Origin of the sequence: Zobellia nedashkovskayae, assembly GCF_015330125.1 — a bacterium.
GTDB classification, from domain to species: Bacteria; Bacteroidota; Bacteroidia; order Flavobacteriales; family Flavobacteriaceae; genus Zobellia; species Zobellia nedashkovskayae.
In genome coordinates, this window is the sequence record NZ_JADDXR010000002.1 from 1,510,743 (window position 1) to 1,527,645 (window position 16,903).

Consider the following 16,903-nt stretch of genomic DNA (forward strand, 5'->3'; position numbering starts at 1 on the left):
AAACAACAAAGAGAACTGTTTTGGTGACTGGATGAAACGGCAATCTTTAAATCTTCTATCGTATTAGAATCATTACGGCACCCAAGGCTGTTAATACCAAAATCATTTTTCGATAAAAATCCTCTTTAATAATTTTCACTAGACGTATACCTAAGAAAACCCCTAAAATAATACCGGGTACCAACTTCAAATCAAATAAAAGGGTTTCAACGGTTATGGTCTCCCAAACAAAAATGTGTAAGGGTAATTTAAGTACATTGATTATAAGGAATAACCAAGCGGCAGTACCTATAAATTCGTTTTTTGGGACGCGCATGGCTAAGAAGTAAATGTTACTGAATGCACCACCTAAATTACCTATCATGGTAGTAATACCTGCAATAGTTCCTACTAGGCCTGCAAAGAGCCAATGCGTGGGCACGGCTTGTGATTTTCTTCTGTCCCACCAGTACATCATGACCACACTTACCAAGATTATCATGGCCATGGCAATCTTAAAAAGACCTTCATCCAAATCGTTTCCAATAAAGACACCACAGACAATGCCCACCAGAATCCAAGGTAAAAATTTCAAAATATGTGCCCAATTGGCGTGCCTATTATAATAAATTACAGCAAAAATATCGCCTACAACCAGTAGTGGAACTACTATGCCAGTAGATGCTTTTGCCGTAAAGGCAAGGGCCATAAGTGTCACATTAACAATCGCAATTCCTTTAATACCAGCCTTTGAGAGTCCGATAACGGTTGCGGCTGTAAATGCAAGGGCCCAAGCGGTAAGTGTAATATCAAAAGTGGTAGTTAAAAACACGAGAATAGGTTTGGTTTATAAAGGGCAAAAGTATCCTAAAAAAACAATATCTTTAGCGATTCACCTAAAACCCTTTATTATTAATGGAGTTATCTACTTTAGACTACAGTTTTATCATTGTTTTTTTCTCTATTGTTTTAGGTATTGGGTTTTATGTCTCCAAAAAATCTGGAAAGAATTCATCTGAGTTTTTTCTTTCTGGTAGAACCATGCCTTGGTGGTTGCTTGGACTTTCAATGGTAGCGACAACGTTTTCTACCGATACGCCCAATTTAGTTACTGATATTGTTAGAACAAACGGTGTATCCGGTAACTGGGTTTGGTGGGCCTTTTTAATTACTGGTCTTTTGACCGTTTTTGTATATGCTAAACTTTGGCGTAAATCTAACGTAAATACGGATTTAGAGTTTTATGAAATGCGTTACGGAGGTGCGCCTGCTAGTTTTTTGAGAAAATTTCGTGCCATTTATTTAGGAGCATTATTCAATATTATTACGATGGCTTCCGTAACCTTGGCAGCTATAAAGATTGGTGGTATCATGTTAGGTCTTGAGCCGTGGGAAACTGTTGTTGGCGCTGGTCTAATAACTGTTACGTTTAGTGCGCTTGGAGGTTTTAAGGGTGTTGTTTATACTGATTTTGTTTTGTTCTTTGTTGCTATGGCAGGTGCTATTGGAGCTGCATATTATTTGGTGAATATTCCAGAAGTAGGTGGTATAGAGGCGTTGATGGCAAATGAAAATGTAACGGACAAACTGAATATTCTACCTGATTTTAGCAATAAGAAAGCACTGATTACCCTCTTTATTATTCCGCTAGCGGTACAATGGTGGAGTTCTTGGTATCCAGGGGCAGAACCAGGTGGTGGAGGTTATATTGCACAAAGAATGTTGGCTGCAAAAGATGAAAACCATGCTATTGGTGCCACTTTCTTCTTTAATATTATGCACTACGCACTTAGACCTTGGCCATGGATTTTAGTGGCTTTGGCTTCATTGGTAGTATATCCAGATGTTGCAAGTATTCATGAAGCTTTTCCGCATATTGCAGAGGATAAATTAGGTCATGATTTGGCATATTCTGCCATGTTGACCAAATTACCAAGTGGGCTTTTAGGTGTGGTTCTTGCTTCTTTAATTGCTGCTTACATGAGTACCATTTCAACCCAGTTAAATTGGGGCTCATCTTATATTGTATTTGATTTTTACAAGCAACAGGTAAACCCTAATGCTACAGAAAAGCAAATGGTAGCCGTAGGTAGAATTTCTACGGTAGTGCTTATGATCTTAAGTGCGGGACTGGCCTTAGCGCTTGAAAATGCGCTTCAGATATTTGATATACTATTGACCTTTGGAGCGGGTACCGGACTCATTTTTATATTGAGATGGTTTTGGTGGCGAATTAACGCATGGAGTGAAATTACCGCTATGTTCGCTTCAGGAATTATATCGATATTATTAAAAACTACTTCTTTGGGTGCATTTCTTTTTGCTGAAACAACGGGAGTTTTTCCAGATTGGATGGAGTATCCTTTTGTAGTATTGGTTACAACTGCCATATGGTTGTCGGCGACATTTATGACACAACCAGAATCTAAAGAGACCCTTCGCTCTTTTTATACGCGAATTCAACCTGGTGGTCCAGGTTGGGCAAAAGTGGTGATGGATGCCAATGCAGACGGACAAAAAATAACTAAAGACAACGAAAAATGGAGTGTGCCGCAAGGTATCACCGCAATGCTTCTTGGGTGTATTCTTATCTACACCATTATGTTCGCAACAGGTTATTGGATATACGGTAGAACAGAAGCAGCACTATTACTTACGGGAATAGCCGTAATAGCTGCCTTTCTGCTAATACGGGCATGGAACAAAATGAAAGAAAATATTTTATAGTACGGTGTGCAAAGAAGAGGTCAATTATTCTGCATCTTCTAAAACAATCTGTAGAACTTCATTCGCTTTTATTTCGATAATTGAAGTTGATTTAACCTCATTTTTGCTACCATCATCATTATAAGTAAACGATTTGAATGAAACTTGTTCACCATCGTTAAATGCTTCTACTTGATAAATGGTGCGAGGTCCTTGTTCCAATGTTGTTAAGCTATAGGTTTTTAGGCTTTGACCATATTCTTTTTCTGCTCCAGTACCATGTCTAAGTTTAAAAGTCACGTAGTCTGCTGAAAACCCTGTGGAATTTGCAAAGGAGATTCCAGTATCATTAGAAATTTTGGCTTCTCCGTTTACAAGACTAACTTCTTCTTTGTCTTTTGAACAGCTTGCTGATATTACCAGAACAACACTGCAAAGTAGGTATACAATGCGCTTTTTCATAATTCTATTTTTTTTAGGAGGATTTGGGGTCTCCTGATTTGGGAAGGTGCTACTCTCTAACACCTTATGAATCAACGCCTGTTACTTTGGCTTATTGTATAAATTCGTTGTGTGGTCTTTAATTTCAACAAAGGAAAGTATTGGATATACTGGATTTTTTATGTGGCATGAAACCAGGCATACCATTTAGAGAAAACTTGCGTTATTAATTATCCAAACCTTAATTAACCTACCTGCGCATGAGATTTTACCGTCTTCTACTAGTGGCCTTTGTCTTTTCTGCAACTTGTTCCCAAGCACAAGAAAATAAGAAAATTGACTCTTATTGGCAGCTTCTCCTAAAGAATCAACGTCAAGAAGCCCAAGTTAAATTCCAAAAAAAGAACAAGGGTAGTTTACCAGATATATTAACTAATGAAATCATAGCCAACGAGAACGGTAAATTTACCGCTGCAGATGGGTTTATTGAGAATGTAATTTCTCAGCCAGATTTTGAGTACTATTTGTATGCCTTGTGGAACCAGAGTTTCTTTTTTGATTCTTATCTCAGCACGGGTTTTAATAGAAAAAATATTAGTAATATAAATGATATACCATTAGACCGGATTAAAAATGCGAGTGTAAAGGAATCGCTTCGGTATTTGAAATCTGCCGTAGCCCAGCATTCAGATGATTGGGGAACGTATGACCAACTGAATAATGCTATACCAGCTATTAAAGCATGGCAATTTTGCGGAAGTTTCGAAAATTTAAACGGTAGTGGTTTGGCTACGGAATATGCTCCTGAAAAGAATGTGACGTCTACAACAGATTTTAATGCCAACAGTAACGGATTCGTTAATTGGTATGACCAAAGAGGTCGCGAGAAAGATGCATACCAATATTATTCTAACCACTCGGAGTATGGTGGCGGTGTAAATTATGCTCAGACTTTTATTACAAACCCAACGGCTAAAAAAGCTGTGGTGCGCTTAGGAAGTTCATCTTTTGCCAGAGTGTGGTTAAATGATGTTTTGATTTACGAGAACACTAATGATGGTATAACAGATATGGATGCCTATAATGTTTTAGTAAACCTTCCTTCTGGCAACAACCGTCTCTTGGTTAAAAGTGCCGATCAAAGTGGAATTTCTTATTTCATTGTTAGAATTACGGACGAAGAAGGTAATGTTTTCAACGATCTAAAATATAATGCAGCTCCAAGTGCCTATAAAAAAAGTTCAATAGAAGCTATTGCTCCTAAAGAACTTCCGCATTCGGTAGAAGATTTTTTCCAGAACAAGTTAAAGCAAAATCCTAACAATTTTTTCAATACGGTATGTTTGGTAAGTGCCTATTTAAGGAATTCAAAATTTAATGAGGCCAAGGAAACATTGCAACCTTGGGTAGATGCATATCCTGAAAGCTCGTTCTTAAGGAAATATCTTATAGAATGTTACACAAAAGAAAAGGATTATACCTCTGCAAAAGAGTTACAGAAGAATATAGAAAGCGATGACGAGAAATATTATTTATCGTACATCTATCGCTTTGAAGATTCGCGGGAACTGTTTAAACTGCCTTTACCAGAATTTGAAGAATTTGTAGAAGAATTTGCAGCTTCGACAGATATGGATATCTTGAAAAAATCGGCTCAATTATTACTTAATATCAGGCAAGAAGACAAGTCTGCAGTAAAAGAAACGTTAAAGACAATTACTGAAGACTATAAAGATCAACTTAGTGTTTTAAAGGTTTATCTCAATATTTATTCGGCTTATTTGAATGAAGATGACAAGGCCATAAAAATACTGGAAGAGATTGATGATACTTATTTTGATTACGGCGCATTAAAGTCGCTTGCCGGATTCTACAATAAACAAGATAGAAAAAAAGAAGCTTTGGCTCTTTTTGAAAAACGATACAATTTGGTGGATCATGATAACATCTACTTATCGGATTACATAGCCTATCAACATGAATACAAGAATTATGAAGAGTCTCTGACCTACATAGACCAAATGCTCAAAAATTTCCCGTATTCTTTTGTTGCGATGGAATTAAAAGGAACTGCTCTTGAGCAATCTGGGAAGAAAAAAGAAGCTTTGGGTTGGTATAAAAAATCATTGAAACATAACGGGGCAAATACTTCTTTACGAAAGAAAATAGATGATCTCTCTAATGGCAAAAATTATTTTGAAGAAGTAGCGACGCCGGACATATATGAGTTCATGGCCAAAAATAGAGACAAAGGTGTAATAGGTAATTATGGTTATAATTATTTGTTAGATGAAAGTTTGCTTCAGCTGTATCCAGAAGGTGGCGGAAAATCTCAGACACGTTACGTCGTTGAAATTACTAGTGATAGTGGTATAGAATCTTTAAAAGAAGTAAACCTAGGTCTTAGTGGTAACTATCACATTACCAAATCTGAAATCATTAAGCCCAACAAAAAGATAGTTCCGGCCTCAAAAAATGGTTCTAGTATTGTTTTTAATAATCTAGAGATAGGGGATATCATTTATGTAGATTATGAAAGTAGCTACGCCAATAGCGGAAGGTTTTATAAAGATCATGTAGATTATTTTCAGTTTGATTCTTTTCACCCTATCCATAAAAATACGTTAAAGATTTTGGTGCCAAAGGGTAAAAAGTTTACTGCTAAAACCCTTAATGGGGAAGTAACTTACCAAAAACGAAATATAGATGATTATGTTTATCATGAGTGGGAAACCATTGACCAGAAAGAATTAACACCTGAGGAAAATTATATGCCAAGTCTTAGTGATGTAGCTAGCTATGTACATGTAAGTACAATAAGTTCTTGGGATGAGATTGCCAATTGGTATTCAGATTTGGTGCGCCCCCAGATTGTCATGAATTCTGATGTTCAAGAAGCGTTTAAAACAATTTTCCCTTCAGGAAGTGATGGATTCTCAGAAGACGAAAAGGCATCTAAGATCTACTATTATATTATGGAGAACTTTAGCTACAGCCATGTTGGTTTTAGACAAAGTGGTTTTGTTCCGCAAAGACCTTCAAAAACTATAAAATCTAAGTTGGGCGACTGTAAGGATTTCTCAACGTTGTATGTCACGCTGGCTCAAATGGCCGGTTTAAAATCGCATTTGGTTTTGGTGCTTACTTCAGATTATGGAGAAAGTACAATGGTATTGCCTAGTCAAGATTTTAATCACTGTATTGCCAAAGTCTTTATTGATGGCAAACCTCAGTATTTAGAGCTTACGGATAATAACATGCCCTATAAGTCAGTACCCACTAGTTTAGAGAGTGCCACGGCTTTGGATATCCCTAATAAATGGTTGAAAGACGTTAAAAAAGGGATTTACAAATTAAAGGACATTGATCATACGACCACGGTGCTGGAGAGTAATATGGAGTATGTAATAGGTGATGGTTCTCATCAGTTAAAAATAGAATCTGCTTTAAGAGGAAGTATTAATTCTCACTATGCGGCTATTTTTAAAGAGGACAATTATGAGGTAGTAAAAAAGAGTATTACGGATGATTTCAAAAGTAGAATTACAGAAGATTTTACTTTTGACAGCATACATAATATTAAATATGAACTTCGTTCGCCCGTTCTAAAATACACATCAAATTTAACGGTAAACGAAAAGTTAGATGAAATTGGGAGTATGAAGGTGTTTCGCATTCCAGCTGTGAATAATGCTTACAATACTTCAATTATTCAAGATGATGAGCGTGCTTTCCCAATTGACTATTTGCTTTACGAAAATGCAGATGTTTATAAATCTAGCTACGTAATCAAATTAAAAGATGATGAGCGTTTTGTTGAAATCCCAGAAAGTGCGGATTACAGTTTTCAAAAACACCATTTTAAAATAGATTATGAGTTGGCAAAAGAAAGCGAGCTACACATTACTATAGAAGCTAAAACCTCAAAAGAGCGTATTGCCGCAAGTGATTACAAAGACTTTAAGGCCTACGTAAAAGCGGCTTTAGATGCTAAGCAACAACTCATTGGTTTTAAGAAAAACAAAAAGGAAACCAAGGTTAGTTTTTCAGGTAAAAAATAATCTAAGCGTTGTTCTGATAAGACATCAACTTTGCTACATACTTGCCAATAACATCAAACTCAAGGTTTACAACTGTACCTACCTTGTATGAGTTAAAGCGTGTGTGTTCGTAAGTGTAAGGAATAATGGCAACGCTAAAACTGTTCTTTGCTGAATTCACTACAGTAAGGCTTGTACCGTCAATTGTAATAGAGCCCTTCTCAATAGTAGGGTTCCCTGTTCCGGCATCATATTCAAAAGTAAAGAACCAGCTACCGTCTTTTTCTTCAACGGCCTTGCAGGTTCCGGTTTGATCTACATGGCCCTGAACGATATGGCCGTCTAAGCGAGAACCAAGAATCATGGCGCGTTCCAAGTTTACTTTTTCACCCACTTTTAATTCATCTAGATTGGTTTTTTGCAAAGTTTCGTCAATAGCAGTTACGGTATAGGTGTTTTCATCCAAAGAAACCACGGTAAGGCAGACGCCATTGTGCGCAACGCTCTGATCAATTTTAAGTTCTGACGTCAACGGAGACTTCACCGTAATATGAAGGTTGCTACCATCTTTATCCAATTGTTGTATTTCGCCCAAAGTTTCAATAATGCCCGTAAACATGTTCCGTTAAATTTAAGTAGTTTTGTACCCTATATTATTAGGCAAAGGTAAAGAATAAGATGCAGGAAGAAGGAAAAATTAAATTGGGTATTTCAATAGGCGATTTGAACGGAATAGGTTGTGAGGTAGTCCTCAAGACCTTTGAAGATGCCCGCATGCTGGATTTTTGCACGCCCGTCATATTCGCATCCAACAAAACTATTTCATTTCAGAAAAAAGAGTTGGGCCTAGACATTAATTATCACGGTATTACTGATGCTTCTAAAGCGGTAGATGGTAAGATAAATGTGGTAAATGTTTGGAAGGAAGTTCCTAGAATAAATTTTGGAGAAGCTACGGAAGAAGGTGGAAAATTTGCCATTAAGTCTTTACGTGCAGCTGTTGAAGCGCTAAAGAATGGCACTATAGATGCCTTGGTTACAGCGCCTATAAATAAGAATAATATTCAAGCCGAAGATTTTAAATTCCCAGGCCATACAGATTTTTTAGCTCAAGAACTAGAAGGCGAAAGTTTGATGTTCATGGTAACGGATGACCTTAAAGTAGGTTTACTAACCGATCACGTTGCAGTAAAAGATGCTCCGGCAACTATAAACGCAATATTGATTAGAAATAAAGTCCGTACCATAGAGAAGTCTTTACAGATGGATTTTGGTATACGCGCTCCAAAAGTGGCTATGTTGGGTATTAATCCGCATAGCGGAGACAACGGTATAATTGGCAAAGAAGATGATGAGGTTTTGAAACCTGTGATTAAAGAAATGTCAGATGCAGGACATTTGGTTTTCGGCCCTTATTCCGCAGATAGTTTCTTTGGTTCTGATGCTTACAAAAATTTTGATGCCATTTTAGCGGCCTATCATGACCAAGGCCTTATACCGTTCAAAACATTGTCATTTGGTAAAGGAGTGAATTTTACGGCAGGTTTATCTAAAGTGAGAACCTCTCCTGATCATGGAACAGCTTATGAAATTGCAGGAAAAGGTAAGGCAGACCCTAGTTCTTTTAAAGAAGCAGTCTTTATGGCATTGCATATTTTTAAGAATCGAAAAGAGTATATGGAACTTACTGAAAACCCTTTACAGAAGCAGCGAATTAGACGCTAAAGGCATGTTTTTTTATTAGCGAGCCCCTTTAATTTCAAGAAAAGGTCTATAAGATAGGCGAACTTATTGAATTCCAATTAAAAAAGGGTTGTAAGTTTATTAAATAATAGTATCTTTGCACCCGCCTTTAATCTGGCGGTGTATAAAAATAGTGTTGAAATGATGAAGCAAAAGGAGTTTAACATTCCTTTCTCTGGATTAGGACAAGGAAAACACGAATTTGAGTATACGATTGATAACCCGTTCTTTGAATCTTTTGGGTATGATGAGTTCAATGCAGCAGACATTAAGTTGTATGTAGTTTTGAATAAAACGAGCACAATGCTCGAGTTAGAGATGAAAGCCCAAGGCACGGTTAATGTAAATTGCGACCTGACCAACGAACCATTTGATCAGCCTATTGAGGCAGATTTGGAGCTCGTAGTCAAGTTTGGGGATGAGTTTAATGATGATGATGATGAGATTCTGATTATACCCCATAGAGAACATCAGGTCAATATTGCACAATACGTATACGAAATGTTAGTGTTGGCCGTACCGCAAAAAAGAATTCACCCAGGGGTATTAGATGGTACATTGCAATCGGAAGCATTAAAAAAGCTTGAAGAATTGCAACCTAAGGAAAAGAAAAAAGAAAGTGATCCCAGATGGGACGAATTAAAGAAACTGTTAACGGATAAATAAGTTTTAAATGGCACATCCTAAGAGAAAAATATCGAGAACCAGAAGGGACAAAAGAAGAACACATTACAAAGCGGTAGCACCAACTTTAGCTACTGACCCAACTACTGGTGAAATCCATTTGTTCCACAGAGCACATTGGCATGAAGGAAAATTGTATTATAAAGGTCAAATTTTGATCGATAAGACTGAAGAAGCCGAAGCATAAACGTTACGGTTATCTTATTAATGAATAAACTACTCCCGTATTTAATGACGGGAGTTTTTTATTTCTAGTACTCAAATCTCAAAAACGTATAGTTTTAAACCAAAAATTGGTTAAAATTGATTATTTTTCACCAATTTTGATGCATTTTTGAGGGTTTCTGATATCAAATCGACTTTAAGATGAGTAAAACAACAGCAGCAATTACGGCTGTAGGAGGATATGTTCCAAAATTTGTCATGACCAACAATATGTTGGAAGAGATGGTGGATACCAATGATGAATGGATTGTTTCTAGAACAGGAATTAAAGAAAGAAGGGTATTGAAACCCGAAGAAGGAGAAGGTACTTCATATCTGGCTATCAAGGCTGCGGAAGACCTTATTCAAAAGAAAGATATTGATCCAAAGGAAATTGATTTGGTAATCATTGCCACTGCAACTCCAGATAGCATGGTTGCGTCTACTGCTGCTTTTGTAGCATCAGAAATTGGAGCGGTAAATGCATTTGCCTATGATCTTTTGGCAGCGTGTTCCAGCTTTTTGTTCGGTATGTCTACTGCTGCGAGTTATATAGAATCTGGCAGGTATAAAAAAGTTTTATTGATCGGGGCAGATAAGATGTCTTCAATAATAGATTATACAGATCGTACTACATGTATTATATTTGGTGATGGTGCTGGTGCGGCATTGTTTGAGCCAAATGAAGAAGGTTTAGGATTGCAAGATGAATATCTAAGATCAGATGGCACAGGAAGACAATTCTTAGGTATGGATGCTGGAGGTTCATTAATGCCAGCAACAGAAGAAACAGTCAAAAATAGAAAACACTTTATTTACCAAGAAGGTAAAACAGTGTTCAAATTTGCAGTTTCTAACATGGCAGATGTAGCCGAAAGAATAATGAAGCGTAACAATTTAGAACATACAGATGTCTCTTGGTTGGTTCCGCATCAAGCTAATAAAAGGATCATAGATGCGACAGCCAATAGAATGGGACTCGACAATTCTAAGGTTCTAATGAACATAGAAAGATACGGTAACACTACATCGGCCACCTTACCGTTGTTATTGGCCGACTTTGAGAGTAAATTTAAAAAAGGGGATAACCTTGTCTTTGCCGCTTTTGGCGGAGGTTTCACCTGGGGTTCCATTTACCTAAAATGGGCTTATTAAATAAATACCGATCACTAAAATAAATAACATTCCATGGATATTAAAGAAATTCAAAGCCTGATCAAGTTTGTAGCAAAATCAGGTGCCAGTGAAGTAAAGTTGGAAATGGAGGATTTAAAAATCACCATTAAAACAGGTACTGCAGATTCTGGAAACGAAACAACCTACGTGCAGCAAATCCCTATGCCGCAAGCTCAAATGATGCCCTCTCAACAAGCTCCCGTTCAAAATATTGAAGCAGCTTCAGGAGACGCGGCAAAATCTGATAAAGAAGAAGATTCCAAGTATATTACTATCAAATCACCTATAATCGGTACTTTTTATAGAAAGCCATCACCGGATAAGAGCGTTTTCGTTGAGGTGGGTAGTACTATCGGAAAAGGAGATGTGCTTTGTGTTATTGAAGCGATGAAACTTTTTAACGATATTGAATCTGAAGTTTCTGGTAAAATCGTAAAGGTTTTGGTAGAAGATTCTTCTCCAGTAGAGTTTGATCAGCCTTTATTTTTGGTAGATCCATCATAAATATAAATTCTGAATCCCAAATGAGTTTTCCCTGTCGGGAATGAATTGTTGGTACTTAGATTTTGGAATTTAAATTGAAAAAGTATGTTCAAGAAAATATTAATTGCAAATAGGGGAGAGATTGCGCTTCGTGTTATACGGACCTGTAAGGAAATGGGTATCAAAACCGTTGCGGTCTATTCTAAAGCAGATGAGGAAAGTTTGCATGTTCGTTTTGCTGACGAAGCTGTCTGTATTGGTCCGGCGGCAAGTAGCGAGTCGTACCTAAAAATACCTAATATAATTGCAGCGGCAGAAATTACGAATGCTGACGCTATTCACCCAGGCTACGGATTTCTTTCAGAAAATTCTAAATTTTCTAAGATTTGTGCGGAGCACGATATTAAGTTTATTGGGGCTTCTGGCGAACACATAGATCGTATGGGAGATAAGTCTTCTGCTAAGAAGACGATGAAAGAGGCTGGCGTACCTACGGTTCCAGGTTCCGATGGCTTGTTAAAAGATGTTGCCGATGCTATAAAGGTTGCTAAGAAAATGGGTTATCCCGTTATGGTCAAAGCAACTGCAGGTGGTGGAGGTAAAGGTATGCGTGCTGTTTTTAAAGAAGAGGATATGCAAGACCTCTTTGAAAGTGCTGTTCAAGAAGCTACCGCTGCGTTTGGTAATGGTGGCATGTATATGGAGAAATTGATTGAAGAGCCAAGACATATTGAAATTCAAATTGTTGGAGATCAATACGGTAAAGCCTGTCACCTTTCAGAAAGAGATTGTTCTATACAACGTAGGCATCAAAAATTAACGGAAGAAACTCCATCACCATTCATGACAGATAAACTTCGTGATGCAATGGGTATAGCAGCGGTAAAAGCTGCAGAATTTATAAAGTACGAAGGTGCGGGTACAATTGAATTTTTGGTAGATAAACACCGAAATTTCTATTTCATGGAAATGAACACCCGTATTCAAGTAGAGCACCCTATTACAGAACAAGTAATTGATTACGATTTAATTCGTGAACAAATTCTAGTTGCTGCCGGTGTGCCTATTTCAGGTAAAAATTATTTACCAAAACTACATTCTATAGAGTGCAGAATTAATGCGGAAGATCCTTATAATAACTTTAGGCCTTCTCCAGGTAAAATAACGACTTTGCACATACCAGGTGGGCACGGTGTTCGTATGGATACTCACGTATACAGCGGTTACAGTATTCCTCCTAACTATGATTCTATGATAGCAAAATTGATAACCACTGCGCAGACACGTGAAGAGGCTATCAATAAAATGAAAAGAGCATTAGATGAATTCGTGATAGAAGGTATCAAAACAACTATTCCGTTTCACAGGCAGTTAATGGATCATCCAGATTATTTGGCAGGAAATTATACCACTGCATTTATGGATGACTTTAAAATGGATCCTCAGCCAGCGGATTAAGAATAAAACCCCAATATGCATTGGGGTTTTTTTATGCATAAAAATGAATTTAAGCTATTGGGAATATAAGACTTGGTTGTCAGATATCGATTTTACTATCGTTGGTAGTGGTATCGTAGGACTTAACTGTGCTTTACAGCTTTATAAGCGTTTTCCTAAGGCTAAAATTCTGATTTTAGAAAAAGGCTTTCTACCGCAAGGGGCAAGTACTAAAAATGCTGGTTTTGCTTGTTTTGGTAGTATTTCTGAGGTTTTGTCAGACTTAGAGTGTCATAGAGAGAAAGAAGTAGTCGCGTTGGTGGAGCAGCGCTGGAAGGGCGTTCAATTTCTTCGTAAGAACGTGGGTGATGATACCATGGATTTTCAGGTTCATGGTGGTCATGAATTATTTCTAAATTCAGCGGATGAACTCTTTCAGAAATGCGAAAATAGGCTTGTCGAAATCAACAGGCTTTTAAGACCGGTTTATGGTGCAGATGCATTTCATTTGGGGCCTAATACCTTCGGTTTTAATAAGGTGAAAGAAAAGTACATCACCAATGTTTTTGAAGGACAATTGGACACGGGTAAAATGATGAACTCGTTATTGCAATTGGTTCATCGGGCAGGTATAAAAATATTGAATTCAATTACAGTTGAAAGTTTTTCCGAAGGTGTAGCGGGAGTGGATGTCAAAACCAATCTATTTGAATTCAAAACCAAAAAATTACTGATTGCCACCAATGGGTTCGCAGCTAGTTTACTAAATGAAGAAGTCAAACCGGCAAGAGCACAAGTGTTGATTACAGAACCTATTCAAAACTTAGCTATAAAAGGCACTTTTCATTTTGATGAAGGGTATTATTATTTTAGGAATGTAGGCAATCGTATTTTGTTTGGAGGAGGAAGAAACCTAGACTTTAAAGGAGAGGAAACTAGCCAGTTTGGATCTTCTAAACAAATTCAAGATAATTTAAAGAAATTACTCAAAGAAGTCATTCTACCAAACACTCCTCATCAAATAGATTTGAGATGGAGTGGCATAATGGGCGTCGGTCAGCAGAAGAAACCTATTGTTAAACAAATCTCTAACCATGTGTATTGCGGAGTGCGCTTAGGAGGCATGGGTATCGCCATAGGAAGCGCTATAGGTAAAGATTTGGCAAATATAACGAGTAGGCTGTGAAATAGAAGAAATATGCTTAGAACTGAGTAAATGGCTTTTTTGTTTTGTCTACGGAACTATTACATTTAATTTAAGTAGTTCCAGGTCTAGTTTCCTATTAGTTTATGAGACACAAGAAATGACGAGTGGTTTACTGGAAAAGATAAAACAGGTTTTGTATTAATTGAATATGATAGAAAAAGAGCAATTACATCAATTTTGTGCCACTTTCGTTGCCGAACGAATTGCCAGAATTCAAAAAAACATAGCGGATATCCAAACGTCTTTGACCTCAGAAACTAAAAGTAGCGCAGGAGACAAACATGAGACGGGACGTGCTATGTTACAGTTGGAGCGTGAAAAATTAGGTCAGCAATTGGCCGAAGCGGAAAAGATGAAACAAGTATTATCTAAAGTACCCAAGGAGAGTAATACTGCCGTGGTTGGTCTGGGTAGTTGGGTGGTTACTTCGAAAACGGATTATTTTCTGGCAATTTCTGCAGGTGAGTATAAGGCACACGATAAAACTATGTATTGTATTTCTGCCGCTACCCCAATTGCTAAAATACTTTTTGGGAAGCAAATAGGGGATACCGTAATCTTCAACGGTCAAGAGATAAAAATTATAGCAATAAAATAATAAGAAAGAGTTCTTTTAGCCCATACCTTTCATAGAGGCCAAAGTAGCTGACCAAACAATTACCGAAGAAAGGAAAATACCAATAGTGTTGGCCCAAAAAGCCTTTGTTTTTTCAATTTTGAAGAGATAGGAAGCTATGCTGCCTGCATATACTCCTGTGCCAGGAAAAGGAATCATCACAAAAAAGATAAGACCCCAAAATCCGTAACGTTTTATTTTATCGCCCGAACCTACTTTTGCTTTTCGAGCAACATATATGGCAGATTTTTTATAAAAATCCCATTTCAAGAAATAACGATTTATCTTCTCAAGAAAGAACATCATTAAAGGAAAGACAAGTACGTTAGCTGCAAAACAAAAAACAAACACCAAATAGATATTAAGGCCATTGAGCAGACCATAAGGTATGCCTACCTTGGCTTCTCCGAAAGGAGAAATACTCCATAATATGGCAATAACAAAATCTATAATCACAACTATTTTTTTGAACGGGCAAAAGTACTAATACAACGGGTCTGAAGCACCATTTTAACTCACAAATAAATTCAAAAATTGTGCCGTTCAAAAGTAGACAACCTGTTTTAACAGTTTTTAACTTTTCGATGAGTGGTACAATATTCCCTATCTATCTGTGTTTTAGACTATAGATATATTTAATAACCCAAACCTTTTGACCTATGAAACCTTTATTCGCTAAATTATTTTTACTTGCTTTTGTATCAATGACTGCCTTTTCATGTAGTGTAAAATCTGAATTGGAAGACATTGCCGATGAGCTAGAAGAGGAAAACAACGATGCACGAACTGAAGTGATCAAATTGGAAGATAACAAATAAGTTTGTTGCAACACAAATAGTAAAAAGGGAACCTGAAAAGGTTCCCTTTTTTTATGCTCTAAAGTTTTCAGAATTTGGCTGTATGCCAATTACTGTACAAGAATAGTATTGTCAGTAGCAGTTGGGTTCATAGGACAGAAATATACATACTCTCCAGCTTCCAATACAGTGGGTTTAGATAATTGCGTTTTACCTGTTGCAACAACTTCTGTCACATAGGCAGTCTGAATGTGGTTTTCAGGCTTGCTAATATCTTCACCTTTCTTTACAAGAACAAAACCAACATCATGACCAACACCTTTGTTCGCAATTTCAAAAACATAAGTACCTGGAGTAACGGTAAGTTGCTTCTTAGTAAACTCACCAGGAGTCTGCTCTAAGGCAATTGTTTTCACATCTTTTTTGCTCATTTCGTTTTGGGCATTTGCTGAAAATGCTACCGTAAATACTAATAATACTGCTGCTATTATATTTTTCATAATTTTTAGTTTTTGTCTTTTATTTTAAAAAGACGGATTGTTAAAAGGAATTGAATTTTAAAATTTGATTAGTTACCCTGTGCAATTATAAATTGCACAGGATGTATTTTATGCTATAATTGCCTGTAATGGGGCTGCTTCTGGAAAATCTACAGGTACATCAGTAGTTTTGTGTAAATAGTTAGAGATAGTCTTATCACCTACTAATACAATAGTATCTACTAGGTTTTCTTTTGTCCATCCTGCATTTAAAAAGTTTTCAACCACTGAACTATCTGCTGCACCACGGTTTTCTGTTACGTTTTTAGCAAAACTGGCCAGGGCGTTTAGTTTGTTATCAAAAGATGCTTTCCCAGCTCTAAGCTCAAGAATTTCCGAATCGCTAAAACCATTCATTTTACCAATGGCTGTGTGCGCTGCAAGACAGTAGCTACATTCGTTCACTTGGCTTACTGCTAGGTTTACAACTTCTTTTTGTTTAGCGTTCAAAGATGTTTTGGCATTACTAAGTGCCAAATAATTAGCTAACGCATTTTCTGAATAAGCGTAAGTAGCAAAAAGATTGGGTACAAATCCAACACCTTTTTCTAAGTTGTCAAAAATTGTTTGATTGGTTTTGCTTACTTCTTCTCTTGTGGGTACATTAAATTTGCTCATAATCTTTATGATATTGTGTCATACTCTTGGAGCGGTGCTTTATCGCTTCGGTCAATGACTATTATTATTTTAAAATTTTTGGTGAGATTGTTCGGCATCACAATAAAAATCATGGTGATGTTTTTGCTCACAATGTGTTTGCACATCTACAGTTTGTAGTTGTCTAGTAGGGCGTGAGAAAATCTCAATAAGGTTAAAAAGTGATATATGTTTTAGTTTCATCTTGCTTTGTT

General features: G+C 37.0%; 18 protein-coding genes. 11 read left to right on the forward strand and 7 right to left on the reverse strand.

Annotated features, from left to right (window positions below):
• Nucleotides 1-55 precede the first annotated feature (55 nt).
• Nucleotides 56-811 carry a sulfite exporter TauE/SafE family protein gene (locus tag IWB64_RS06445; RefSeq protein WP_194533223.1) on the reverse strand — a complete coding sequence of 252 codons (756 nt, stop codon included), beginning with the start codon at nt 809-811 and terminating at the stop codon, nt 56-58.
• Between the two features lie 83 nt (nt 812-894).
• Between IWB64_RS06445 and IWB64_RS06450 the strand changes: the two genes are divergently transcribed.
• Nucleotides 895-2,706, forward strand: coding sequence for a sodium:solute symporter family protein (locus tag IWB64_RS06450; protein WP_194533224.1), 1,812 nt, complete (start codon nt 895-897; stop codon nt 2,704-2,706).
• 24 nt (nt 2,707-2,730) lie between these two features.
• Here the strand turns inward: IWB64_RS06450 and IWB64_RS06455 are convergent, their stop codons facing one another.
• Nucleotides 2,731-3,147 carry a hypothetical protein gene (locus IWB64_RS06455; protein WP_194533225.1) on the reverse strand — a complete coding sequence of 139 codons (417 nt, stop codon included), beginning with the start codon at nt 3,145-3,147 and terminating at the stop codon, nt 2,731-2,733.
• 239 nt (nt 3,148-3,386) lie between these two features.
• Between IWB64_RS06455 and IWB64_RS06460 the strand changes: the two genes are divergently transcribed.
• Nucleotides 3,387-7,187, forward strand: a complete 3,801-nt coding sequence (locus tag IWB64_RS06460) for a transglutaminase domain-containing protein (protein ID WP_194533226.1) — start codon at nt 3,387-3,389, stop codon at nt 7,185-7,187.
• A gap of 1 nt (nt 7,188) precedes the next feature.
• Here the strand turns inward: IWB64_RS06460 and IWB64_RS06465 are convergent, their stop codons facing one another.
• Nucleotides 7,189-7,785, reverse strand: a complete 597-nt coding sequence (locus tag IWB64_RS06465) for a riboflavin synthase (protein ID WP_194533227.1) — start codon at nt 7,783-7,785, stop codon at nt 7,189-7,191.
• 59 nt (nt 7,786-7,844) lie between these two features.
• Between IWB64_RS06465 and pdxA the strand changes: the two genes are divergently transcribed.
• The 8 genes from pdxA (at nt 7,845) to IWB64_RS06505 (ending at nt 14,698) form a co-directional block, all read left to right on the forward strand.
• Entirely contained in the window at nt 7,845-8,891 is a 1,047-nt protein-coding gene (gene pdxA / locus IWB64_RS06470) for a 4-hydroxythreonine-4-phosphate dehydrogenase PdxA (protein ID WP_194533228.1), read from the forward strand.
• Between the two features lie 162 nt (nt 8,892-9,053).
• Nucleotides 9,054-9,575 (forward strand): YceD family protein, encoded by a 522-nt coding sequence (locus IWB64_RS06475; protein WP_194535828.1) that lies wholly within the window; start codon nt 9,054-9,056, stop codon nt 9,573-9,575.
• Between the two features lie 7 nt (nt 9,576-9,582).
• Nucleotides 9,583-9,780, forward strand: coding sequence for a 50S ribosomal protein L32 (rpmF, locus tag IWB64_RS06480; protein WP_155595399.1), 198 nt, complete (start codon nt 9,583-9,585; stop codon nt 9,778-9,780).
• A 179-nt stretch (nt 9,781-9,959) separates the two neighbouring features.
• The gene (locus tag IWB64_RS06485) at nt 9,960-10,952 is read left to right on the forward strand and encodes a beta-ketoacyl-ACP synthase III (protein ID WP_194533229.1); all 993 of its coding nucleotides are present in this window, start codon (nt 9,960-9,962) and stop codon (nt 10,950-10,952) included.
• A gap of 33 nt (nt 10,953-10,985) precedes the next feature.
• Complete coding sequence (gene accB, locus IWB64_RS06490) at nt 10,986-11,477, forward strand: acetyl-CoA carboxylase biotin carboxyl carrier protein (RefSeq protein ID WP_194533230.1); 492 nt, start codon at nt 10,986-10,988, stop codon at nt 11,475-11,477.
• An 84-nt stretch (nt 11,478-11,561) separates the two neighbouring features.
• A complete protein-coding gene (gene accC, locus IWB64_RS06495; RefSeq protein WP_194533231.1) occupies nt 11,562-12,914 on the forward strand; it encodes an acetyl-CoA carboxylase biotin carboxylase subunit in 1,353 nt (450 codons plus the stop codon).
• 43 nt (nt 12,915-12,957) lie between these two features.
• The gene (locus IWB64_RS06500; protein ID WP_194533232.1) at nt 12,958-14,079 is read left to right on the forward strand and encodes an NAD(P)/FAD-dependent oxidoreductase; all 1,122 of its coding nucleotides are present in this window, start codon (nt 12,958-12,960) and stop codon (nt 14,077-14,079) included.
• A 169-nt stretch (nt 14,080-14,248) separates the two neighbouring features.
• Nucleotides 14,249-14,698, forward strand: coding sequence for a 3-oxoacyl-ACP synthase (locus IWB64_RS06505; RefSeq protein ID WP_194533233.1), 450 nt, complete (start codon nt 14,249-14,251; stop codon nt 14,696-14,698).
• A gap of 15 nt (nt 14,699-14,713) precedes the next feature.
• Here IWB64_RS06505 and IWB64_RS06510 read toward each other — a convergent pair whose 3' ends face one another.
• Entirely contained in the window at nt 14,714-15,172 is a 459-nt protein-coding gene (locus tag IWB64_RS06510) for a COG2426 family protein (RefSeq protein ID WP_194533234.1), read from the reverse strand.
• Nucleotides 15,173-15,375: 203 nt separating this feature from the next.
• Here IWB64_RS06510 and IWB64_RS06515 point away from each other — a divergent pair, with 203 nt between their 5' ends.
• A complete protein-coding gene (locus tag IWB64_RS06515) occupies nt 15,376-15,534 on the forward strand; it encodes a hypothetical protein (RefSeq protein WP_194533235.1) in 159 nt (52 codons plus the stop codon).
• Nucleotides 15,535-15,623: 89 nt separating this feature from the next.
• On the opposite strand, the gene IWB64_RS06520 is transcribed toward IWB64_RS06515, so the two are convergent.
• From IWB64_RS06520 to IWB64_RS06530, 3 genes are all read right to left on the reverse strand, one after another.
• Nucleotides 15,624-16,013, reverse strand: coding sequence for a cupredoxin domain-containing protein (locus IWB64_RS06520; RefSeq protein WP_194533236.1), 390 nt, complete (start codon nt 16,011-16,013; stop codon nt 15,624-15,626).
• 108 nt (nt 16,014-16,121) lie between these two features.
• Nucleotides 16,122-16,670 (reverse strand): carboxymuconolactone decarboxylase family protein, encoded by a 549-nt coding sequence (locus IWB64_RS06525; protein WP_194533237.1) that lies wholly within the window; start codon nt 16,668-16,670, stop codon nt 16,122-16,124.
• A gap of 69 nt (nt 16,671-16,739) precedes the next feature.
• Entirely contained in the window at nt 16,740-16,892 is a 153-nt protein-coding gene (locus IWB64_RS06530) for a hypothetical protein (protein ID WP_194533238.1), read from the reverse strand.
• Nucleotides 16,893-16,903: the final 11 nt, after the last annotated feature.